We start from the raw sequence: 23393 nt of genomic DNA, 5'->3' as shown, positions 1-23393 counted from the left end.
AGTCGTTGCGGCGCCTGGCGCCGAATGCGCGCGCGCGCCTGTCTCTGGTCATGACGTGGACGAGGCCACCGCCATTCCGCGTGGCGTGCGGCAACGCGGGCAGTGGCTTCGCAGGGCCGCGCTGCTGCTGGTCACGCTGCTGCCGCCGACGCTGGCGAGCGCGGCCGATCTGCAGATCAGCGGCCTGACCGACACCGGCTACGATCCGAGCCCGGTCGGCGCACCGGTCGTGTACCACGTCGTGGTCGAGAATGGCGATGTCGATACGGTCAACGACGCGGTTGTCCTGTTCGACCTGCCGGCGGGGGCCGCTGCGGGCACGTTGCCGATCTTCTGCAGCAACCTGGGCGGTTCCCCGGTCCGGATCCGCTGCGCGTTGCCGCAATCGCTGTCGGCGGGTCAGCCCGCCGCGAGCTTCGACATCCAGATGCTCACCACCGGCATGGCGCCGGGATCGGTGTTCATCCATGGCGCCGTCGGACGCGCCAGCGCCACCGAGCCCGGCGTGGGCGAACCCCTGGCGAACCTGCCGACGAGCCACGGTTTCTTCACCGCCGACGGCGAACCCGGCAACAACCTGCTCAGCCAGCAGACCACGCTGGACCAGTCGGGCGATCTGCGGCTGGAAAAAACCGCCTCGTCGGCTTCGGTGATCGGCGGCGACGAGGTGACCTACACGCTGACCGTCACCAATGACGGTCCGGGCGCGTCGTCGGGTTTCAACGTGCGGGACACGCTGCCGGCGGGCGTCAGCCTGGTGGCCGGCAGCTTCAGCAATCCGGCCTGGAGTTTCAATCCGGCCACGATGACCGCGACCCACGCCGGCACCCTGGCGCCCGGCGCCAGCAGCGCCTTTTCGTTCCGCGCGAAGGTGAATGTCGGTGGCGGCAACATCATCAACTCCGCCGTGGTCAACGCCGGTTCGATGCCTGACCCGAACCCGGCCAACAACACCGACGACGTCACCACCCTGGTCACGCCCGGCGCGGACATGGCGATCAGCAAGAGCGCCAACCCCGCGCCGGCCATCTCCGGCGATCCGATCACCTTCACGGTCAATGTCAGCAACCTGGGGCCCAGTGCGGCCACCAATCCGAGCTGGACGGACGTGCTGCCCGCCGGCTTCACCATCACCGGCGGCAACGAGCCGGCGGGTTGGACCTGCTCGACGACGGCCGGGAGCACCACCCGCGGATGCAGCTACGCCGGTGACCTGGCGCCGGGCGCGTCCACCAGCTTCACCATCACCGCGATGGTGCCTTCCAACGGCGCCAACAGCAGTGGCGATGTGACCAACACCGCGACGGTGACGTCGCAGACCCCGGATCCGGTATCCGTCAACAACAGCGGCAGCGTCCAGTTCAGCGTGATGCCGAATGGCGCGGATCTGGGGCTGGCCAAGCGCAAGACGCCGGCACTGGTCGCGATCTGGCCGGGTACCGGCCCCGACGCCGACAGCCTGATGACCTCCACCATCAACGTGCACAACTACGGGCCGCGCGCGGCGACCGGCAACGTGCAGGTCGTGGATCGGCTGGCGGCGGGCGAGGAGTACATCAGTGGCGGCAATGCCGGCGAATGGATCTGCTCGGTGGCACCGGCCGCCTGGAACGCGGGCGGTCCGGCGCAGGTCGTCACCTGCGATCTGGATCCTTCGCGCTATGACCTGGCGCGCGATGCCGACACGCCGGCGCTGCGGATCGTCACCCGCGCCCGGACCCCGGATCTGGCGCTGACCAACAATGCCTGCACCGGCGGCTCCGGCGGTTCGCTGGAGCCGAGCACCGGCAGCATCAACGAGGATCGCAATACCACCAACGATTGCGCCGGCGACGGCACCCGTACCACCAACGAGCGCGTCGATCTGCAAATCGAGAAGTGGACCCGCGCCAACGACGGCGGCACCGACAACGTCATCCCGCTGGGCACCAACAGCTACAGCTACACGCTGCGGGTGACCAACCTCGCCATCACCGACGCGGTACCGGCCAGCGGCATCGTCGTCAACGACACCATTCCGGGTTTCGTGAACGGCAATACCGCGGGTGTCGATCGCACCAGCGTAAGCACGACATCGCCGGCGGGCTGGAACTGCGTGGTCGATGGGCCCTCGGTGATCTGCCGCTCGGACACGACCGCACTGGCGGTCGGTGACTCGGCCGACATCACCATCACGGTGGGCTTCCCGTTCTTCGACAGCATCGGCCAGAGTCCGGGCAGCTGCGGCGCGGGCGCGCCGGCCAGCGGCGCGTTCTGCAACATCGCCGGCGTGGCGGTGGATCCGGATGTCTCCAGTTCCGTGGGCGAAATCAACGGCGCCAACAACCAGGCCAGGGACTGGGTGCGGGTCGAGCGCCGCGCCAACGTCAGAACGACCGCCAAGAACATCACCACGGGCAACGTGGGCCGCGTCGGCGTGGTCAGCAACTATGTGATGAGCTATTACAACGAGGGGCCGTCGGCGGTCCCCGGGGTGATCTTCCAGGACATCTTCACCCTGCCGGCCAACGACACGGGCTTCGTGCTGGTGTCGGCCACCCGTACCCCCGGCACCGTGGCGTGCACGCACAGCGCCGCCGGCGGCACCACCGCCACGGCGACCGCCGGCGGCATGTCCTATGCCAACCCGACCGGCTCGCCGTCCCAGGTGATCGTCACCTGTCCGGCGGTCAACCTGGCGTTCCAGCAGACCGAGAGCCTGCGCGTGCAGATCCGGCCGAACGTCAACAGCAACAACAATCCGGCCGGTCGCCAATTCACCAACGTCGCCAGCTTCGACATCACCGGTGGCGCCAGCGGCAGCGATGCCAATGGTCCGTTCGACTACAACACCAACACCAGCGCTGCCGACGACCAGAAGAACGCCTCGCTGACCTTCGAGCAGGGCGCGGCGGATCTGGTCGTCAACAAGGACGATCTGGGCTTCACCGGCGGCGTGGATCCGCTGGGCTACGACGCGGTCAACACCGCGGCCAACCTCATCACCTACCGCATCACCGTGCTCAACCGCGGCCCGTCGGTGGCCACCAGTGTGCGGATCACCGATACGTTCCGCGCGCCGAACGGGCGCCAGGTCGAATTCGTCGGCATCGCGCCCGGAAACGGCGGCGCCCCCTCGGGTGGCTTCAGCGCTGCCGGATGCACCGTCAACAGTGCCAATCCGTTCACCGGCGCGGGCACCACGCCCGCCGACCCCGGGCTGAACATCGAGTGCGACGTGCCCGGCGCCGGTTTCAGCGGCAGCAACGTGCTGGGCACGCTGGGCGTCAATGCGACCAGCTATGTATACGTCCAGTACCGCTACCTGACCGCGCCCGGCGGCGGCGGCGACACCGTGCGCAACCAGGTCCAGGCGACCCTGGCCGAGACCGATACCAACCCGACGAACAACGCGGCCGACGAACCGACCACGATTCGCGCGCGCGCCGATGTGCGCGTCGCCAAGCACGTGTTCACCGACGCCCCCGATCTGGATCCGGATGTCGCCCTGCCGGCGGCCCCGGCGACGACGGTGGCGCTGCGCCAGCCGTTCTACTGGGTACTGGAGGGCGCGAATGACGGCCCCGGCGCCAGCCTGTCGCGCGATCGCAGCGGCACCAGCCCGCAGAACGGCACCGGCACGGTCATCACCGACACCCTGCCGAACGGGCTGGAGATCACCGGTCCGGTCCAGTGGCAGAAGAAAGGTCCATCGCCGGGCGGCGATGAGCAGCCCAACGGGACCGGCGCGTGCACGGCCGCCGGACTGGCACTGACCTGCAACCTGGGCGACGTGACCGTCACCGGCAAGGTGCGCGTGATCATCCCGGTGCGCTGGACCTCGTATCCCGGTGCGGCGGCACAGGTCAACACCACCCGCATCGCCACCGAGCAGGTGGATCCGAATCCGGGCAACAACATCGACGACGAGGACATCCTGGTCACGCGTTCGTCGCTGGCAGGCGTGGTGTTCCAGGATCGGGATCGCGCCGGCGCCAACGGCGGCACCCATCAGGGCGTTGCCGGTGAACCCGGCATCGGCGGCGTCAGCATCCGCCTGACCGGTACCGACGCCTACGGAAACGCGGTCAATCTCACCACCACCACCGCCGCCGATGGCAGCTACAGCTTTGGCGATCTGTCGCCCGCGGGCGCGGGTGGCTACACGTTGACCCAGACGCAGCCGGCCGGCTTCGTCGATGGACCGGTCGCCCCGCCGACCAGTGGTGGTGCCGAACCGTCGCTGGGCGGCGCCTACGCCACCGGTTCGCCCGACACCGTGTTCACCGGCATTGCGGTCGGCGCCAGCCAGGCGGGCGTGCGCTACAACTTCCCGGAAGTCCGGTTGCCCTCGCTGTCCGGCTTCGTCTACGTGGACGGCAACTACAACAACACCCGCAACGGCGGCGACGGCGCGATCGCCGGCGCCACGGTGGAACTGCTGAATGCGGCGACCGGCGCGGTGATCGGCACCACCACGACCGATGGCACCGGCGCCTACAGCTTCACCGGACTCGATCCGCTGATCACCTACACGCTGCGCGAGGCGCTGCCGGCGGGCAACTACCGCAACCGGCCCGGCGCGGTGAATCCCGGCCAGATCGGTGGCGCGGCCTGCACGACCGGTTGTACGGCGGCCACCGGCGTGGCCGGTGATGCGGCGACCACCGACCGGATCAGCGACATCGATCTGGGCGCCGGACTGGATGGTGTGCAGTTCAACTTCGGCGAGGATGCGATCTCGGCGATCTCCGGCAACGTGTACCTGGATCGCAACCGCAACGGCGATTTCGACGCCGGCGACGCGGGCACGGTCAACTCCCGCCCCAACGGCGGCCTGCAGGACGTCACCGTCACGCTCACCGGTGCGGGCGCGGACGGGGTGTTCGGCAATGGCGACGATCCCGCGCCGGTCATCCTGCAGACCGATGCCAATGGCGCGTACCAGTTCACCGACCTGGTGGTTGGCCAGAGCTATCGCGTCAGCGAAACCCAGCCGGATGGCTACGGCGAAGGCAGCGAGCATCCGAGCAATGTCATCGAGATCAACAATCTGACCATCGCCGGTTCGGCCGGCAACGATTTCGGCGAAGTGCTGGGATCGCTGGCGGGCAGCGTGTTCGAGGACTTCTCGGCCACCGCCGGCAACAACAACAACGGCGCTTTCGACAGCGGCGAAAATCCGATCGGCAATGTCACGCTGACCCTGACCGGCACCGACGTGCTGGGGCAGCCGGTGAACATGACCGTGCAGACCGACGGCAGCGGAGCCTACCGCTTCGCGGACCTGCTGCCGCCGCAGGCGGGCACCAGCTATACGCTCACCGAAACGCAGCCGGCCGGTTACCTGGATGGCCGGCATACGCCGGGCAACGCGACGACTCCGGGCAATGCGAACACCGCCAACGTGATCGACGGCATCGCGCTGTCCGCCGGGCAGGACGCCACCGGCTACCTGTTCGGCGAACTGGCCAACGCCATCATCAGCGGCACGGTGTACCTGGACCGCAACGACGATGGTGACAACAACGGCGGCGACGCCGGCATTCCCGGCGTCACCGTGGTGATCCAGGGCGCCGGTCCGGACGGCCAGTTCGGCACGGCGGACGATCCGGCGCCGGTCACCCTGACCACCGATGCCAACGGCGACTACAGCTACGGTGGCGCGGTTGCCGGCCAGAACTATCTCATCAGCGAAACCCAGCCGGCCGGCCTGGCCGAAGGGCAGGAAAACGGCCTCAACCAGATCCCGGTGACCAACCTGCCGGTGGCCGGTTCGCGCGGCAACGACTTCGGCGAACTGGCCGGCGCGCTGTCCGGCAGCGTGTGGCTGGACGCCAACAACAACGGCGTGCGCGAGCCGGGCGAGAACGGCATCGGCGGCGTGCGGGTGAGCCTGCCCGCGGGCACGCGCGACGCGCTCGGCAATCCGGTGGCCGAGGCGGTCACCGATGCCAACGGCGACTACCGCTTCGGCGACCTGCCGGCCGGCACCTACACCGTGACCGAGCAGGCCGCGCAGCCGGTGGTCGGCGGGGCGACGACGATCAACGGCACCACCGTGGCCGGCAATATCGGCGGCACGCCCGCGGGCACCGCCACGCCGATCGCAACCGTGCCCAGCGCCATCGCCGGCATCGCGCTGGGTGCGGGCGAGTCCTCCGTGCGCAACGACTTCGGCGAAACCCTTGGCGTGTCGGTCTCCGGCCGGGTGTTCTTCGACGCCAACAACGACGGCGCGCAGGCCGGCGCCAGCGAGACCGGCATCGAGAGCGTGACCATTCGCCTTACCGGCACCGACGACAGCGGCGCGGTGGTGGATCTGACCACGACCACGGACGCCAACGGCGATTTCCGTTTCGAGGGCCTGCGTCCGGGCACCTACACCGTGACCGAACCGCAGCAGCCCACCGGCACCAGCAACGGCCAGACCCTGGCCGGCACCGTCGGCGGCACGCCGTCCGGCACCGCCACGCCGATCACCACCGTACCGAGTGCGATCAGCGCGATTGACCTGACCACGCCGGGCGCCGCTTCGGAGAACAACCTGTTCGGCGAGATTCCGCTCAACAGCGCAATCAGCGGCCGCGTCTGGCGCGATCTGGACAACGATGGCGTCATCGATCCGTTGGAGCAGGGCATCGGTTCGGTGGTCGTGCGCCTGACCGGTACCGATCTGGCCGGCAACGCCATCACCCGCGAAGTCACCACCCAGCCGGACGGCGGCTACGCGTTCACCGAGCTGCCGCCGGGCACCTACACGGTCACCGAACCCGAGCAGCCGGCCGGCACGCTCAACGGCATCACCGTGCCCGGCACCGGCGGTGGCACCGCCACCGCGCCTACCACCGCGCCGTCGGTGATCGAGGGCATCACGCTGGGCGTGGGCGAGGAAGCGGCCAACAACAACTTCGGCGAGGTTCCCGCCGGCACCATCTCGGGCCGGGTCTACAACGACGGCAACAACAACGGCGTCATCGACACGGGCGAGGGCGGCTTCCCGAACGTGCAGGTCGTGCTGACCGGCACCAACGATCTCGGCGAAACGGTCGACGTCACCGTCACCACCGACAGCGAGGGCCGCTATCGCTTCGAGAATCTGCGTCCGGGTACCTATACGGTGACCGAGCCGACGCAGCCGGCCGAAACGCTCAACGGCATCACCACGCCGGGCACCATCGATGGCACTCCGACCGGCACCGCCACGCCGGTGACGACCACGCCGTCGGCGATCAGCGGCATCGTGCTGCCGCCGGGCGGCCAGTCGATCGACAACAACTTCGGCGAGGTCGGCGATTCGCCCGACCTGGTGGTCAGCAAGACCGCCACGCCGGCGACCTTCACCGTCAACAACGTGGGCACCTACACCATCCGCGTGCGCAACATCGGCCAGCAGGCGAGCACGGGCGAATACGTGGTGGAGGATCGCCTGCCTGCCGGCCTGACCCTGGACGCCACGCCGGCCGGGTCCGGCTGGAACTGCACCGGCGCGATCGGCGACAACCGTTTCCGCTGCGCCAGCAGCACGGTCATCGCCGCCGGCGCCACCGCGACCGACACCATCGTGGCGCGCGTGCGTGTCGCGGCGACCGCCGCTGCGGCGTCGCCGGTGAACAACGCGGTACTGGTCGAGGGCGGCGGCGAGAACGAGTTCCGCACGCCAACGCAGGAAGAACGCGCCAACTTCGAGGGCAACGTCGACGACCTGCCGGTATGCGACCCGGCGATCACCCAGAACGCCTGCCGCCTGCCCACGCCGGTGCAACTGGCCGCGTCGGTCTCCGGCACGGTGTGGTTCGACCAGGGCAGCGACTTCGGTCTGATCGACGGTGGCGATCGCCGCCTGGGTGGCTGGACCGTGGAAGTCGTGGACGCCAATGGACAAGTGGTGGGTACGGCCACCACCGGCGTCGACGGTTCCTATTCGATTGCCGACCAGATTCCCGGCGTGCCGCTGGACATCCGCTTCCGCGACCCCGCCACCGGCGTGGTGTGGGGTTGGCCGGTCAGCGGCGAAACCGCTGGCGGTTCGCCCGCGCCGTGCGACGCCACCGGCGCGATCGGCGGTGGGACCGCCAGTTCCTGCCCGAGCAGCACCGACGGCGTCACCCGCCTGTCGGTGGTGCTTGCCCCGGGCGCGAACCTGCCGCAGCAGAGCCTGCCGCTGAATCCGGGCGGCGTGATCTACGACGCGGTGACGCGCAGCCCGGTCCCGGGCTCGCGGGTGACCCTGACGCCGATCGGCAGCTGCCCGGCCTATGCGCCGGAACAGCACGTGCTCAACGCGGCCATGGGCGGCTACACCGTGCAGGGCAACGCGATCTCGATGACGGTCGGCGCCGACGGTTTCTACCAGTTCCTGATGGCGCCGGGCGCGCCGGCGTCGTGCCGGTTCCAGATCGCGGTGACTCCACCGGCCGGCTATACCTTCGAGTCCGGCATGATTCCGGCGGAAAACTCGCCGCTGACGCCGCCGTCCACGCCGGGCCTGGGTTATCCGGTGCAGACGAACGCGACCGCGCCGACCGGCCCGGCCGGCACCGCGACCACCTACTACCTGGAGGTCAACCTGGGTTCGGGCGTGGCCGCGCCGGTGCACAACCACATCCCGCTGGATCCGCAGGTGGCGCCCGGCCTGGTCATCACCAAGACCGGCGACCGCAAGACCGTGGAAGTGGGCGACAGCCTGGTCTACACGATCACCATCCGCCAGACCGCGGGTGCCGCGCTGGGCACGGTGAACGTCATCGACCGCCTGCCGCATGGCTTCACCTTCATCGCCGGTACCGCGCGGGTGGATGGCAGCGGCATCGCCGACCCGATCGGCAAGCCCGGACCGACCCTGGTGTTCGACGTCGGTTCGCTGGCGGTCGGCGCGCAGAAGGTGCTGAGCTACCGCGTCCGCGTGGGCGTGGGCAGCCAGCAGGGCGACGGCATCAACCGCGCGCGCGCCTGGGGCTGTTCGATCACCGGCGGCTGCGTGGATCCGAACACGCTGGCGCCGTATCCGAACGGCGGCACCGTGCCATCCAATCCGGCCGAGTACCGCGTGATCGTCAGCGGCGGCGTGTTCGCCGACGAGGGCTGCGTGCTGGGCAAGGTGTTCGTTGACTGCAACGTCAACCACGTGCAGGACAAGGAAGAACTGGGCATCCCCGGCGTGCGAATGTACTTCGAGGACGGTACCTGGCTGATCAGCGATTCGGAAGGCAAGTACAGCTACTGCGGCCTGCCGCCGAAGAGCCACACGCTGAAGGTGGACGCGTCCACGCTGCCGGTCGGCTCGCGCCTGACCACCAGCAGCAACCGCAACCTGGGCGACGCCGACAGCCTGTTCATCGACCTCAAGAACGGCGAGCTGCATCGCGCCGACTTCATCGAGGGCAGTTGCTCCAACCCGGTGATCGAACAGGTCAAGGCACGCCGCACCCAGGGCGAGATCCGCGCGCCGGAAACGGAACCGGGCCAATCGCCGCTGCGTTTCGAAAGCAAGCCGCTGCGCAGCCCGCAGCAGGGCACCGACTCGGCGAACCAGCGCCCGATCGTGGATCCGAGGGCGACCGCCCCGAGTCCCGCCGCCGGCACGGAGGTGCAGCCATGAGCCGCACCCCGCGATCCGCCCGCGTCCGCCAGGCCAGGAAGACCATGCGTCCCCAACCTTTCTCCCGCAAACCGCTGAGCCTGGCGCTGTCGCTGGTGCTGATGCCGGCCATGGCGATGGCCCAGAACGTCTCCGGCGACCAGCGCTTCACCCCGGTGCTGGGACAGGCGACGCCGCTGTTCCCGCAATCGCCGCAAAGCCAGCAGGCCACCTCGCAACCGTTGTATGCGCAACCGGGCAATGTCGATTACCGCGCCAACGCCGGCGTGCAGCGGGTGGTGGTGGAGGTGGATCGCGACGGCGTTCCGGCCGACGGCCAGTCGCCGGTGCACGTGGTGATCCAGTTGTTCGGCGCCGATGGCAAGCCGCTGGCCGGCGAGGCCTTCGCGACCGTCGAGAACTCCGGCGGCCGCATCAAGCTGCCCGATGGCCGTACCGACGAACTCGGCCCCGGCCACCTGGACGCCGACAAGGTCACGCCCGGCGTGCAGGTGCCGGTGCGCGACGGCCGCGCCGAGTTCGACCTGCTGGCGCCGCACGACCCGCAGGACGTGCTGCTGCGGGTGACCTCCGGCGGCGAGACCGCCGAGGGCGTGGTCGGCTTCGTGCCGGAAATGCGCGAGATGATCGCGACCGGCCTCATCGAGGGCGTGATCAACTTCCGCCGCAAGGGCGACAACCTGATCGACGGCAGCACCCGCGGCGATGGTTTCGAGCGGGAAATCCGCCGCTGGGAAAAGCAGTTCAACAACGGCAAGGCCAATGGCGCGGCGCGCGCGGCGTTCTTCGTCAAGGGGCGGATCAAGGGCGAGTACCTGTTGACCGCCGCCTACGACTCGGACAAGGAAGTGCGGGCCCGCCTGCTGCGGGACATCCAGCCGGAGGAGTTCTATCCGGTATATGGCGACGCGTCGCTGCGCGGTTTCGACGCGCGTTCGGCCGAGCGCCTGTACGTGCGCGTGGACAATGGCCGCAACTACCTGCTGTACGGTGATTTCCAGACCGGCGACAGCATCGCCACCCAGACCGGCGTCGGCTTCGGCGAGCGTGCGCCGCAGCGCGTGCTGGGCACCTACAACCGCACCGCGACCGGACTGGGCTGGCACTTCGAGAACGCGCGCGTGCGCGGCAACGTGTTCGCCATCGAGGACTCGCTGCGCCAGGTCATCGAGGAACTGCCCAGCCAGGGCAGCGGCCCCTACGGCCTGCGCAACAACGCGGTGCTGGAAGGCAGCGAGCGGGTCGAGGTCGTGGTGCGCGATCGCAACCAGCCTTCGCGCATCGTCTCGGTGCGTCCGCTGGCCCGGCTGGTGGACTACAGCTTCGAGCCGTTCTCCGGCCGCATCCTGCTCAACAGCTTCCTGCCCTCGTTCGATGGCGATCTGAATCCGGTGTCGCTGCGCATCACCTACGAACTGGATCAGGGCACCGAAAAGTTCTGGGTGGTCGGTGGCGACGCGCAACTGCGGGTCGGACAGAACGGCGAGATCGGCGGATCCTACGTGGACGACCGCAATCCGTTCGCCAGCTTCGAGATGGGCAGCGCCAACGTCGGCTACCGCCTGGGTGAAAACACATGGCTGGTGGCCGAGGCGGCGCGCACGCGCAGCGAGGTCAACACCAACTCCATCAACCAATACGGCACGCCCGCGTTGCAGGGGCTGAGCGGGCTGGTGGAAGGCAACGCCTGGCGCGTGGAGCTGGGGCATGCCGGCAAGAAGGCGGATCTGAAACTGTTCGCCGGACAGTCGGATCCGGAGTTCAACAACCAGGCCTCGCCGTTGTACGGCGGGCGGGGCGAGTACAGCCTGACCACGCGTTACCGCTTGAACGAGCGCTTCGAGCTGTACGCGGAGGGATTGCGCAGCGAAGACCGCAATCCCGACGGCGGCGAGCGCAACGCCGGCAGCGTCGGCACGCGCGTCAAGGTGACCGACAAGCTGACCCTGGATTTCGGCTACCGCGCCATCCGCGAAACCGTCGGCGCCTATTACACCTGGGCGACCAACAGTGGATACGGCAACCTGGGCGGACTGTCCGGCGGCTACGCCACCGGCGCCGGTGGCGGCGCGCTGGGCTACGGTCAGCAGCCGCTGGACCCGTTGACCGGCCTGCCGATCATCAGCAATGGCAACCCCAACGATGTCGCCAGCGGCCTGCCGGTCGGCACCGAGCTGTCCTCGGACATGCTGCGCTTCGGCGTTGGCTACCGCGCCAGCGATCGCCTGAACCTGGGCGGCGAGGTGGAGCAGGACATCCATGGCGAGGATCGCAATCGCTTCGCCCTCGGCGTGGACTTCCAGTTGCGGGAGCGCAGCCGCCTGTATGGCCGCTACGAGAAACAGACCGGCATCAGCGGTGTCAACGGCCTGACCCAGGACGGTCGCGAGGCCGATACGGTGGCACTGGGCGTGGATACCAGCTTCCTGCGCGATACCCAGCTGTTCTCGGAATATCGACTGCGCGACGCCATCGCCGGCCGCGACATCCAGGCGGCCTCGGGCATGCGCAACCGCTGGGACCTGCGCGAGGGACTGCGCCTGGACACCTCGCTGGAGCATACCAACGTGATCTCCGGCAACGTCGGCGATTCGACCGGGATAGGCATCGCCCTGGACTACAGCGCCAATCCGCTGTGGCGCGGCAACATCCGGCTGGAACACCGGATTTCCGACGACGTCGCCGAAACCCCGACGGACGAGGCCTACAACACCACCCTGTTGCAGTTCCTCGCGGCGCGCAAGCTCAACCGCGACTGGACCGTGCTGGCACGCAACTACCTGCTGCGCACGGTCTACGCGGCGCGCGGCGACGTGCTGCAGGATCGCTTCCAGGTCGGCGTGGCCTACCGCGATACCGACACCAACCGCATCAACGCGCTGGCGCGCTACGAGTACAAGCTGGAGAAGGACGAGAGCGGCATGGACGGTTCCGGTTTCGGTTCCGATACAGGCCAGGACATCCGCACCAGCGCGCACATCGTGTCCGCGCACGCCGACTGGCATCCATCGCGGCCGTGGTGGCTGACCGGGCGGGTGGCGGCGAAGTGGCAGCAGGACAGCTTCTTCTATGCCGACACCGGCCGGGTCAACGACGATTTCCGCGCGGTGCTGCTGTCGGGCCGCGTGGTCTACGACATCACCGAGAACTGGGACATCGGCGTGCTGGCCTCGACCTTCCGTGGCCAGTACGGCGCCAACCAGTACGCGTTCGGCGTGGAAGTCGGGCGCCTGCTGCGGCAGAACCTGTGGCTGTCGGTCGGCTACAACGCCACCGGTTTCCGCGGCGACGAGGACCTGACCGGCTACGAGTACACCCAGCAGGGCGCCTTCATCCGCCTGCGCTTCAAGTTCGACGAAGACCTCTTCCGCAGGGAAGACGCCCGCTACCGCGATCCGGTGCGCTGAGGAACCCCATATGACCATCACCAAGTCCACGCTCATCACCGCCGCCATCCTGGCCGCCCTGGCCGCCCTGGCCGCCCTGGCCGGCACGGCCGCCGCGCAGCAGACCCAACTGGTTCCGCCGCGCGATCGCATCACCGACGAGGCCATCCATGCCGATTTGTCCGGCTACGAGGCCACCCAGGGGCGTATCCAGGCGCTCAACGACGGCGGCCGCCCGGTGCGCGACTACCACCTGTCCAAGGCCCAGTGCTGGCTGGACGTGTCCTTCCACGAATACACCCGCAACGATCGCAGCGCGTTCCCGCAGGAAGCGCTGACCGAATCGGAGAAGCTGATCGTGGGGATGGAGCAGGGCGTCTCGCCGCTGCCCATCGACACCCCGCTGGTCAACGGTGCGGCCCGCGTGCGCGAGGACCTGTGGAAGCGCCTGGGCGCGATCCACGGCACGCCGGGTTTCGTCTGCGCGCAGCAGGCGGTGGCCTGCGGCGAAGTGGAACTGGTGCATGCCGGCAACGAGTTCAACCAGCAGCAGTGGCGCCATTCCAAGCCCTATATCCAGATAGCCGAGGACATGGTGAGCGACGCCGAGGCGCTGGCGCGCCAGTGCGGTGTGGCCGCCATGCCGGCCGCACCGGTGGTGCTGACCGCCAACGTGTTGTTCGAGTTCGATCGCGACGGCCGCGGCGACATCCGCGCCTACTCGCTGCAGAGCCTGGAGCGGGAGCTGGCGCGGGTGCGCGAGGAAGGCCTGACCCTGGCGTCGGTGGAATTGGTGGGGCATGCCGATCGCCTGCAGGGCCGGGGCTACGACTACAACCAGGGCCTGTCAGAGCGCCGCGCACGCACGGTGCGGGAATGGCTGATCGAGCGAGGAGTGCCCGCCGAAGCCATCCGCTACACCTTCCGCGGCGATACCGAACAGGTGCAGGCCTGCGATGGCGTGAAGCCGCGCGAGGCGCTGCGCGAATGCCTGATCCCGAACCGCCGGGTCGAAGTCAGGCTGCAAGCGGGCGCGACCGGGGAAAAGCCCGCGCCGGGCCTATAATCCGCCGGTCCGGGGATGTTCGGACGGCGCCGGGGAGGGCGGCCGTCCCAGTCGCCCGGTCGGCGGCTAGGCATCCCTGAGGACCCCCATGATCGAACCCTCTCCATCGGTCGTTTCCACGCGCGGCGCGCGTATTCCGCTGATCGGGCCGCTCCTGCGCGGCGTGCTGGACTGGTTCCGCGACGTGCCGATTGCCGATCCGGTGGATCGCCGCAACGCGCCGATGATCCAGGTGATCTCGCTGCTGCTGGCGATGTTGCCGCCGCTGGCCTGGATCTACCGCGCCTCGGTGGACATTCCCTGGCGGCCGGGCGAGATCGCCAGCATGGTGTTCAGCCTTGCGGTGAGCGCCGCCGCCGGCGCCAGCTTCTGGCTGATCCGGCGCGGCAGGTTCGGCGCGGCGTCCTACCTGCTGCTGGCGGTGTTCGCGGTCACCGTGGTGCCCAGCTATCTGTCCACCGGATTCGACGCGCAGGTCTACGAGCAACCGATCCTGGTGATCTGGATGGCGATCGCGGGTCTGGTGATCGGCCGGCGCGCCTTGTGGGTGATGTTCGCCTGCATCGCCGTGGCGTTCTGCGGCGGCATGTGGCTGGAGATCGCGCGCGACGGCGAGGTCTACAACCGGCTGGTCGACCTGGCCGCGCGCTTCGCGATGTTCCTGATGATCGCGGTGGTGCTGGATCGCAGTTCCGTGGCGCTGCGCGAAAGCCTGCGCGAGGCCAACCAGCGTGGCAATGCACTGGCCGAGAGCAACCGCCTGCTGGAGCAGGAGGCGCGCGAGCGCGAACGCGCGCAGGAACAGCTTATCCACGCGCAGAAGGTCGAGGCGGTGGGCCGGCTGGCCAGCGGCGTCGCCCACGATTTCGGCAACCTGCTGTCGCTGATCCTCGGTTATGCCGGGCGCGGCAAGCGGCAGGACGATCCGGCCGCGCTCAAGGAAGCCCTGGCCGGGGTGGAATCGGCCGCGCGCCGCGCGACCCTGGTGACCCACAAGCTGCTGGCGTTCGCCCGACAGGACGAGACCCATCTGCAGACGTTCGATGCGGGCGAAAGCCTGCGCGAGTTGCGACCGATGCTGCGCCAGTTGTTCGACCCGACGGTCGATGTCCGCCTGGACGTGGCGGAGGGATTGCGACCGATCCGCTTTGATCGCACCCAGTTCGAACTGATGGTGCTGAACATCGCCGCCAACGCCAACCACGCGATGCCCGGCGGCGGCGTGTTCGAAGTCACCGCCGGCACCGGCGCGAGCGGTGTCGCCATCGGCTTCCGCGACACTGGCACCGGCATGACGCCGGAGGTGCAGGCGCGCGCGTTCGACCCGTTCTTCACCACCAAGCCGGCCGGCGAGGGCACCGGCCTGGGCCTGTCGGTGGCGCGCGATCTGATCCAGCGCGCCGGTGGCCGCATCGGTGTGGACAGCGTTGTCGGCGCGGGCACCGTGATCCGGATTGAGTTGCCTGTGGCGGGCTAGGGATCAGGGCGCAGCTCGCAGTTTCCAAATCGGATGGTCCCTTCCCCCGCCTGCGGGGGGAGGGCGCGCGCCCGCGCCGGATGGGGGCGCTCTTCGCACGGATCCTTGCCCCCATCCGCCTTCGGCACCTTCCCCCGCGTTGCGGGGGAAGGGACGGGAGAAGGGAACGGCGAACTGGGCGTTTTTTTCCCAGCAGAAGAACGGAACCCACGGACGGCATCCGTTCCCCCACGCGCCTGGACATGTTCCCTTCCCCCGCCTGCGGGGGAAGGTGGCGCGCCCGCGCCGGATGGGGGTGCTCTTCGCCCGGATCCTTGCCCCCATCCGCCTTCGGCACCTTCCCCCGCGTTGCGGGGGAAGGGACGGGAGAAAGGGAACGGCGAACTGAGCGTTTTCCAAGCAGAGAACGGAACCCACGGACGGCATAGGTTCCCCCACGCGCTTGGACATGTTCCCTTCCCCCGCCTGCGGGGGAAGGTGGCGCGCCCGCGCCGGATGGGGGCGCTCTTCGCACGGATCCTTGCCCCCATCCGCCTTCGGCACCTTCCCCCGCGTTGCGGGGGAAGGGGACAGGGGCAAGGGAACCGCGAACTGAGCGTTTCCTTCAAGCGGGAAAACAGAACCCACGGACGGCATCCGTTCACCCCACGCGCTTGGATCCGCGATCAAACAGCACCATCTCGGCTCCAGGTTTTCACCGTTTTCCGGGAGGTTTCCCGGTATCGTCGCCGCATGCCGCTGGACTCGTTCCATCCCGCCGTCGCCCGCTGGTTCGGGCGCACGTTTCCCGGGCCCACGCCGGCCCAGCGCGCCGCGTGGCCGGCGATCCGCGCGGGCCGCCACACGCTGGTGGCGGCCCCGACTGGTTCGGGCAAGACCCTGACGGCCTTCCTCGCCGCGCTCGACGACCTGGTCCGGCGCGGGCTGGACGAGGGCGGGTTGCCGGACGAGACCGCCGTGGTCTACGTCTCGCCGCTGAAGGCGCTGTCCAACGACATCCACCTCAACCTCGACGCGCCGCTGGCCGGCATCCGCGCCGAACTCGCGGACATGGGCCTGCCCGATGTCGAGATCCGCACCGCGGTGCGCACCGGCGACACGCCGGCCGGCGAGCGCCAGAAAGTGTTCCGCAAGCCGCCGCATGTGCTGGTGACCACGCCCGAATCACTGTACGTGCTGCTGGGCTCGGCTTCCGGCCGCAGCATGCTGTCCAGCGTGCGCACGGTGATCGTCGACGAAATCCACGCGGTTGCCGCCAGCAAGCGCGGCAGCCACCTGGCGCTGTCGCTGGAACGCCTGCAGGCGCTGTGCGCGCAGCCGCCGGTGCGGGTCGGCCTGTCGGCGACCCAGAAACCCATCGACGCGGTGGCGCGCTTCCTGGTAGGCGCGGGCGAAGGGCCGGAACCGCCGCATTGCGAAATCGTCGACATCGGCTACGGCAAGCAGCGCGATCTGGCACTGGAGCTGCCGCCGACGCCGCTGGGCGCGGTGATGTCCAACGACCAGTGGGAACAGGTCTACGACCGGGTCGCGGCGCTGGTGCGCGAACACCGCACCACGCTGGTGTTCGTCAATACCCGGCGCATGGCCGAACGCGCCGCCCGCCACCTCGGCGAGCGGCTGGGCAAGGAAGGCGTGGCGGCGCACCACGGCAGCCTGGCTAGGGAAGCGCGGCTGGATGCCGAACAGCGGCTCAAGCGCGGCGATCTGAAGGTGCTGGTGGCGACCGCGTCGCTGGAACTGGGCCTGGACATCGGTGACGTGGATCTGGTGTGCCAGTTGGGCTCGCCACGCTCCATCGCCACGTTCCTGCAACGCGCGGGCCGTTCCGGCCATGCGGTGGGCGGGGTGCCGAAGGCGCGCCTGTTCCCGCAGTCGCGCGACGAACTGATCGAATGCGCGGCGCTGCTGGATTGCGTCCGCCGCGGCGAGCTGGATGCGCTGCGGATCCCGGTCGCGCCGCTGGACGTGCTCGCCCAGCAACTGGTGGCCGAAACCGCCAGCCGCGAATGGGACGAGGACGCGCTGTATGCGCTGGTCCGGCGGGCGGCGCCATATGCCATGCTGGTGCGCGAGGATTACGCGGCGGTGGTGCGGATGCTGGCCGAGGGCTTCAGCACCCGGCGCGGCCCACGCGCGGGTTATCTGCACCGCGATGCCGTGCATCACCGCTTGCGTGAGCGCAAGGGCGCGCGGATGACCGCGCTGATGTCCGGCGGCACCATTCCCGACACCGGCGACTACGCGGTGATCCTGGAACCGGAAGCGCACACCATCGGCACCGTCAACGAGGACTTCGCGGTCGAAAGCCTGTCCGGCGACGTGTTCCAACTGGGCAACGCCAGCTATCGCATCCTGCGGGTGGAACCGGGCCGGGTGCGGGTGGAGGATGCGCGCGGCGCCCCGCCCAACATCCCGTTCTGGCTGGGTGAGGCACCCGGACGCAGCGATGAACTGTCGTTCGGCGTGTCGCGCCTGCGCGAAGCCGTGGCCGCCGCGATCATCGCGGACGGCGTGGACGCCGGCATGCGCTGGCTGATGCAGGAGGTGGCGCTGGACGAGGAAGCCGCGCGCCAGATCGCCGACTACCTGGACAAGACCCTGGCCGCGCTGGGCCAGGTGCCCAGCCAGTCGCGGATCGTGCTGGAGCGTTTCTTCGACGAATCCGGCGGTACCCAGCTGATCCTGCATTCGCCGTTCGGCAGCCGGCTCAACCGCGCCTGGGGCCTGGCCCTGCGCAAGCGCTTCTGCCGCCAGTTCAATTTCGAACTGCAGGCCGCCGCGACCGAGGACGCGATCATCCTGTCACTGTCGACCAGCCACAGCTTCCCGCTGATCGAGGTCTCGCGCTACCTGCATTCGTCCTCGGCGCTGGACGTGCTGATCCAGGCGCTGCTGGATGCGCCGCTGTTCGGCGTGCGCTGGCGCTGGAACGCCACCACCGCACTGGCACTGCCGCGCTTCGTCGGCGGCCGCAAAGTGCCGCCGCAGTTGCAGCGGATGAAGTCCGAGGATCTGCTGGCGACGGTGTTCCCGGATCAGGTGGCCTGCCTGGAAAACATCGTCGGCGAGCGCGAGATTCCGGATCATCCGCTGGTCGCGCAGACCCTGGACGACTGCCTGCACGAGGCGATGGACGCCGACGGCTGGCTGCAATTGCTGCGCCGGCTGGAGGCGGGGAAGATCGAAGTCGTCGCGCGGGATCTGCCGCTGCCGTCGCCGCTGGCGGCCGAAGTGATCAATGCGCGTCCCTATGCCTTCCTCGACGACGCGCCGCTGGAGGAACGCCGCACCCAGGCGGTGCAGAGCCGGCTCTATCGCGAGGCCGAATCGGCCGACGAACTCGGCAAACTGGACATCGGCGCGATCCAGGCGGTGCGCGCGGAAGCCTGGCCGCAGCCGCGCAATCCCGACGAGATGCATGAAGCACTAACCGGCGTGGGCGCCATCACCGCCGGTGAAGCCGCGGACAACGCCGGCTGGCAGGAATGGCTGCGGGCACTGGCGGCGGACGGACGCGCCACCCGCATGCAGGTGGGCGACGGCGGCGCGCGGGCGCTGTGGCTGGCGACTGAGCAGTTGCCGATGCTGCGCGCCTTGTTTCCCGCCGCGCCGATCGAGCCGGTGGTCGAGGCGCCCGACGAATACGCACAGGCCGACTGGCCGCGCGAGACCGCGTTGCGCGAGCTGCTGCGCGCGCGCCTGACCGCGCTGGGGCCGGTGCCCGCCACCGCGCTCGCGCATTCGCTGGCATTGCCGGGGAACGAGGTGGATCCGGCGTTGCTGGCCCTGCAGAGCGAAGGCTACGTAATGCAGGGTCATTTCACGCCCGGCGCGCGCGAAGAGGAGTGGTGCGAACGACACCTGCTGGCGCGCATCCATCGCTACACGCTCAAGCAACTGCGGCGCGAAATCGAACCGGTCGAACCGCGCGATTTCCAGCGCTTCCTGTTCGATTGGCAGCATCTGAGCGAGGCGGAGCGGGTCAGTGGACCGGAAGCGCTGGCCGGCGTACTGGGGCAACTGGAAGGATTCGAAGCGCCCGCCGCCAGTTGGGAAGCGGACCTGCTGCCCGCGCGCGTGCGTGGTTACGCGATTCATTGGCTGGATGATCTGTGCACCGCGGGACGCACGCTGTGGACGCGGCTGCGTCCGCCTGCGAGCGAGGGTGGTGGGCGCGGCAATATTTCGTTGCGCGGCACGCCGATCCTGCTGTTGCCGCGTCGCCAGGCGCCGCTGTGGACGCGCCTGGCCCCCGCGCCGGTGGACGATGACGATTTGGGTTCGCGCGCGCGCCGCGTGGTGGATTATCTCGGCGCGCACGGCGCCTCGTTCTTCGATGAAATCGGCGACGGCGCGCATCTGTTGCGCACCGAACTGGAAGACGCGCTGGCCGAACTGGTGGTGCGGGGCCGGGTCCATTGCGACAGTTTCGGCGGTCTGCGGGCGTTGCTGGTCCCCGCGTCCAAGCGCGATGGCGGATCCCGCCATCGCCGCCGCAAGCCGATGTTCGGCATCCAGGACGCCGGCCGCTGGGCGCTGATCCGCGCCGGTGCGCCATCGGGCAGTGGCGAGGCCCGGGCCGAGGCGGTCGAACACGTCGCGCGCATGCTGCTGCGGCGCTACGGTGTGGTCTGCTGGCGGCTGCTCGAACGCGAGGCCGCATGGCTGCCGCCCTGGCGCGAGCTGGTACGGATCTACCAGCGCCTGGAAGCACGCGGTGAAATCCGCGGCGGCCGCTTCATCACCGGCATCCCGGGCGAACAGTTCGCCTTGCCGGAAGCCGTCGCCGCGCTGCGCCAAGTGCGCCGTCGGCCCGCCGATGGCAAGTGGCTGGCGATCGCCGCCACCGATCCGGCCAACCTGCTGGGCACACTGCTGCCGGGCGAGAAGGTCGCGCGCGTGCCCGGCGCGCGCGTGCTCTATCGCGATGGCCTGGCGGTCGCGGTGCTGGTGGCCGGCGAGACGCGTTTCCTGGAACTGCTGTCCCTGCCCGAGCAGCAGGAGGCCAGCCGTGTCCTGCTGCGGGCGGTGCCCACCGAGATGGAATCGCCACCGGTACCGGCGCGCGCAGGATAGGCCCGTCCTCCACTCCGGCGGGGCGTGTCGGCCCGCGATGGGTCGGCTTCCCGGCCACGTCGTCCGGGATTGGGTTTCGCCGGAAGTGCCGGCGTTTCAGTCCACCGGAAGCGGCGTGGGCGCACAGGCCGGCATCTGTCTGGCCTGATAGCGTTGCCATAAATGGTTGGCCATGCGCAGGGCGGCGGCGTCGGCTTCGCGGCGCATCGCCTCGTTGCCGCAGTCGGCGGTGGTCTGGCGGAACAGTATCAGCCAGCGCAGGAACATGGCTTCGGTCAGCCCCGCCATGCCCAGATGGCAGCTCACCGGTGCGCCATGGAAGCGGCGCGTGCCGCGCAGCAACGACGACCAGAATGCGACCAGCAGCGAATGATGCGCGGCCCAGTCCCGCACGCGCGCTTCGAAGAAGGGACCCAGCAGGTCATCCCGACGCACGCGCAGGTAGAAGGTCTCGACCAGCGTGACGACATCGGCCTCGCTGCACAGCCCGAGTCCCGGGCCGCCGTCTTCGGAAGGATGGATGCGCATGGCGGCTTACCGGAACTTCGACCCGGGCACCGTATCGCATCGCGAACCGGTTCAAATTGATCGCGATCAAGCCGCGTGCACCATGCCGCGGATCAGCCGCTGCAACCTCCGCAGCACACCGAGGCAATGCGTTCGATCTGGGTCAGGCGCACCGGATGTCCGGCCTGTTCCATGATGAACACCAGTTCGATGTCCATCACCACGGTGGAGATGCGCAGCTTGCCCGCCTTGGCGTCCAGGTCGACCAGGCCGGCGGGATCGAATTCCTGCAACACCCGTTCGATGGTGATTGGATCCACGGACGGGCCGGGGAGGGGAATGTGGTATTCCATGGCGGTACCGACGGTCAGTGTGGGAAAGGAAATGCGACGGTGAAAGCAGGAGCGCCGGCAAACCGGCCCCGGCGCTCCTGTCCCCGGCGAACTACTTGGTCACTACCAACTTGCCCTTCATCAAGGTGGAGTGGCCGGGGAAGCTGCAGAAGAAGTTGTAGTCGCCGCCGGCGGTCAGCTTCTTGCCGGGGAGCGTGATCCTGGTCTTCTGGCCGCCGCCAATCAGGGTGGTGGCGGCGAGCACGCGGGCGTCGCCCTTGGGCACGTAGTGGTTGCCCACGCCGGCCTTGATGGCGTCGCGGGCGATGCCGTCCATGTCCTTGGCGGCGGAGATGACCACGTTGTGGCCCATCGCGGCGGCCGGCATCTTGCCGGTGTGGGCCAGCTCGATGGTGATCGTCGGGCAACTGGCCGAGACGGTGGCCGTCTTCAGATCGAACTTCATCGCATCGTCGCCCTTCAGGCTGACGGTGCAGTTGTTGGCGGCCTGGGCCATGCCGGCGGCGGCCATCAGGCCCAGGGCGAGCAGGGAAGCGGAAACGACTTTCATCGGAAACTCCTTGGTGTGGTTGCGGGGATTCAATGGACGGGGGAAGCGGAGGAGGACAGGGCGGTGCGGACGGCGGCGACGAAGGCCGGATCCGGTATCGCGCTGACCACCTCGGAGCGGGCGAGGACGCGGCCATCGGCATCCACCAGCACCAGCACGCTGGTGTGGTTGATGCTGCCGTCCTCGCGCGGGCGGTAGCGCACATCGAGCACGCTGGCGATCGCGCGGGCATCGTTGGCGCCAGGTTGCAGGAACCGCCATTGCGCGGGCACGCGGTGCCGTTGCGCGGTCTCGCGCAAGGCCTGCGGGGTGTCGCGAGCGGGATCCAGGCTGATCATCACCAGCTCCACGCGCGCGCGTTCGGCGGGCGTCAGCTGTTTCTGCACCGCCTTGCCGTTCTCGATGATGAGCGGGCACATGAGGTGGCAGTTGGTGTAGAACATCGACACGATGCGTGGCTTGCCGCGCAGATCCCGCCATTGGCCGGTGTTGCCGTCCTGGTCGGTGACCTTCGCGTCCAATTGGTAGAGGGAATCGCCCGGCAGCGTCTGCGCGGCGGCGGGGAGGCCGGGCTGCAGAAGCGCCAGCCCGAGCAGGAGGAAAGAAAGGGGCATCTTCATGGCTGGCTCCTTGCGCAGCGGAATCCGAGGTTGCCGAGGGTGTTGACCGGTTGCAGTGCGGACAACAGGGCGAAGCGTTTCATCACCCCGTAGTGCTGGCGGTCGTTGAAGGCCAGCGAGGTGGCGCCGCAATACTTGAGCTTGTCGCCGTCGTCTGCGCCGCGCTTGTCGCTGTCGCCCATCAGGGTGGCGAAGTCGTCCACCCATTCCCACGCCACGCCATGCAGGCCGTGGATGCCGTAGGCGTTGGGCGGCGCGTCGCCGGCATCGATCGCGCGGGCGGTGGCGTCGTTGAGCAGGAGGGCCTGCCAGCCCTGGTCGGCGCGGGCGTCGCGCCGGTCGGCATCGGCGGCGGCGACGTATTCCCATTCCAGGAAGGTCGGCAGGCGCGCGTCCTGCGCGCGGCAGTAGGCATCGGCGGCGTACCAGCTGACCTGCACCACCGGCGCGTCCGCGTCGACCGCCGCGCCCGGCACGGTGGCGCTCTCCCAGTGCCCGAGGTAACCGGGACCGGCGAACAGCGCCGGCACCCGATCCCGTCGCCATTGCGGCTGCCGTTCGACGAAGCGGGCGAAGTCGGCGTTGCTGACCGCGCGTTCCATCAGGGCGAAGGCCGGGACGGAACGCGCGTCGCTGCTTTCCTCGTAGCGGATGGCCGAGCGGAAGCTTCCGCCCGGCACGTCCACGTAGCCGGGACCGCTCGCCATCACCGGCGCGACGAGGCTTGCAAGCAACAGGGCGGGCAGTCTCCGGTACATGGGCATCCTCACGGGGT

At 69.1% G+C, this 23393-nt stretch carries 10 protein-coding genes; 5 read left to right on the top strand and 5 right to left on the bottom strand.

From position 1 onward, the window contains the following. Nucleotides 1-55: 55 nt before the first annotated feature. The 5 genes from IB228_RS11800 (at nucleotide 56) to IB228_RS11780 (ending at nucleotide 20588) form a co-directional block, all read left to right on the top strand. A complete protein-coding gene (locus IB228_RS11800) occupies nucleotides 56-9580 on the top strand; it encodes an SdrD B-like domain-containing protein (protein WP_192198654.1) in 9525 nt (3174 codons plus the stop codon). A 44-nt stretch (nucleotides 9581-9624) separates the two neighbouring features. After that, a complete protein-coding gene (locus IB228_RS11795) occupies nucleotides 9625-12987 on the top strand; it encodes a hypothetical protein (RefSeq protein WP_192198652.1) in 3363 nt (1120 codons plus the stop codon). A 10-nt stretch (nucleotides 12988-12997) separates the two neighbouring features. Then, a complete protein-coding gene (locus tag IB228_RS11790; protein WP_192198650.1) occupies nucleotides 12998-14032 on the top strand; it encodes an OmpA family protein in 1035 nt (344 codons plus the stop codon). An 88-nt stretch (nucleotides 14033-14120) separates the two neighbouring features. Continuing rightward, the gene (locus IB228_RS11785) at nucleotides 14121-15509 is read left to right on the top strand and encodes an ATP-binding protein (protein WP_192198648.1); all 1389 of its coding nucleotides are present in this window, start codon (nucleotides 14121-14123) and stop codon (nucleotides 15507-15509) included. A 732-nt stretch (nucleotides 15510-16241) separates the two neighbouring features. Then, complete coding sequence (locus IB228_RS11780; protein WP_192198645.1) at nucleotides 16242-20588, top strand: DEAD/DEAH box helicase; 4347 nt, start codon at nucleotides 16242-16244, stop codon at nucleotides 20586-20588. A gap of 96 nt (nucleotides 20589-20684) precedes the next feature. Here IB228_RS11780 and IB228_RS11775 read toward each other — a convergent pair whose 3' ends face one another. From IB228_RS11775 to IB228_RS11755, 5 genes are all read right to left on the bottom strand, one after another. Then, nucleotides 20685-21116 (bottom strand): group III truncated hemoglobin, encoded by a 432-nt coding sequence (locus IB228_RS11775; protein ID WP_192198643.1) that lies wholly within the window; start codon nucleotides 21114-21116, stop codon nucleotides 20685-20687. Nucleotides 21117-21208: 92 nt separating this feature from the next. Beyond that, nucleotides 21209-21448 (bottom strand): hypothetical protein, encoded by a 240-nt coding sequence (locus IB228_RS11770; protein WP_192198641.1) that lies wholly within the window; start codon nucleotides 21446-21448, stop codon nucleotides 21209-21211. A gap of 91 nt (nucleotides 21449-21539) precedes the next feature. After that, the gene (gene azu, locus IB228_RS11765; RefSeq protein ID WP_183636511.1) at nucleotides 21540-21998 is read right to left on the bottom strand and encodes an azurin; all 459 of its coding nucleotides are present in this window, start codon (nucleotides 21996-21998) and stop codon (nucleotides 21540-21542) included. Between the two features lie 29 nt (nucleotides 21999-22027). Beyond that, the gene (locus IB228_RS11760; protein ID WP_192198639.1) at nucleotides 22028-22618 is read right to left on the bottom strand and encodes an SCO family protein; all 591 of its coding nucleotides are present in this window, start codon (nucleotides 22616-22618) and stop codon (nucleotides 22028-22030) included. After that, nucleotides 22615-23382, bottom strand: coding sequence for a formylglycine-generating enzyme family protein (locus IB228_RS11755; RefSeq protein ID WP_192198783.1), 768 nt, complete (start codon nucleotides 23380-23382; stop codon nucleotides 22615-22617). Before IB228_RS11755 ends, IB228_RS11760 begins: the two co-directional genes overlap by 4 nt. Between the last annotated feature and the right edge of the window lie 11 nt (nucleotides 23383-23393).

This window comes from Pseudoxanthomonas sp. PXM04 (assembly GCF_014851695.1).
GTDB classification, from domain to species: domain Bacteria; phylum Pseudomonadota; class Gammaproteobacteria; order Xanthomonadales; family Xanthomonadaceae; genus Pseudoxanthomonas_A; species Pseudoxanthomonas_A beigongshangi.
Note: the sequence above shows the minus strand (reverse complement) of the source record. Positions and strands in the feature narration are given on the sequence as shown.

What these genes read in the sequence shown, in the direction of transcription:
- IB228_RS11795 (WP_192198652.1), top strand. Translation starts at nt 9,625, where the DNA reads ATGCGTCCCCAACCTTTCTCCCGCAAACCGCTGAGCCTGGCGCTGTCG.
- IB228_RS11790 (WP_192198650.1), top strand. Translation starts at nt 12,998, where the DNA reads ATGACCATCACCAAGTCCACGCTCATCACCGCCGCCATCCTGGCCGCC.
- IB228_RS11785 (WP_192198648.1), top strand. Translation starts at nt 14,121, where the DNA reads ATGATCGAACCCTCTCCATCGGTCGTTTCCACGCGCGGCGCGCGTATT.
- IB228_RS11780 (WP_192198645.1), top strand. Translation starts at nt 16,242, where the DNA reads ATGCCGCTGGACTCGTTCCATCCCGCCGTCGCCCGCTGGTTCGGGCGC.
- IB228_RS11775 (WP_192198643.1), bottom strand. Translation starts at nt 21,116, where the DNA reads ATGCGCATCCATCCTTCCGAAGACGGCGGCCCGGGACTCGGGCTGTGC.
- IB228_RS11770 (WP_192198641.1), bottom strand. Translation starts at nt 21,448, where the DNA reads ATGGAATACCACATTCCCCTCCCCGGCCCGTCCGTGGATCCAATCACC.
- azu (WP_183636511.1), bottom strand. Translation starts at nt 21,998, where the DNA reads ATGAAAGTCGTTTCCGCTTCCCTGCTCGCCCTGGGCCTGATGGCCGCC.
- IB228_RS11760 (WP_192198639.1), bottom strand. Translation starts at nt 22,618, where the DNA reads ATGAAGATGCCCCTTTCTTTCCTCCTGCTCGGGCTGGCGCTTCTGCAG.
- IB228_RS11755 (WP_192198783.1), bottom strand. Translation starts at nt 23,382, where the DNA reads ATGCCCATGTACCGGAGACTGCCCGCCCTGTTGCTTGCAAGCCTCGTC.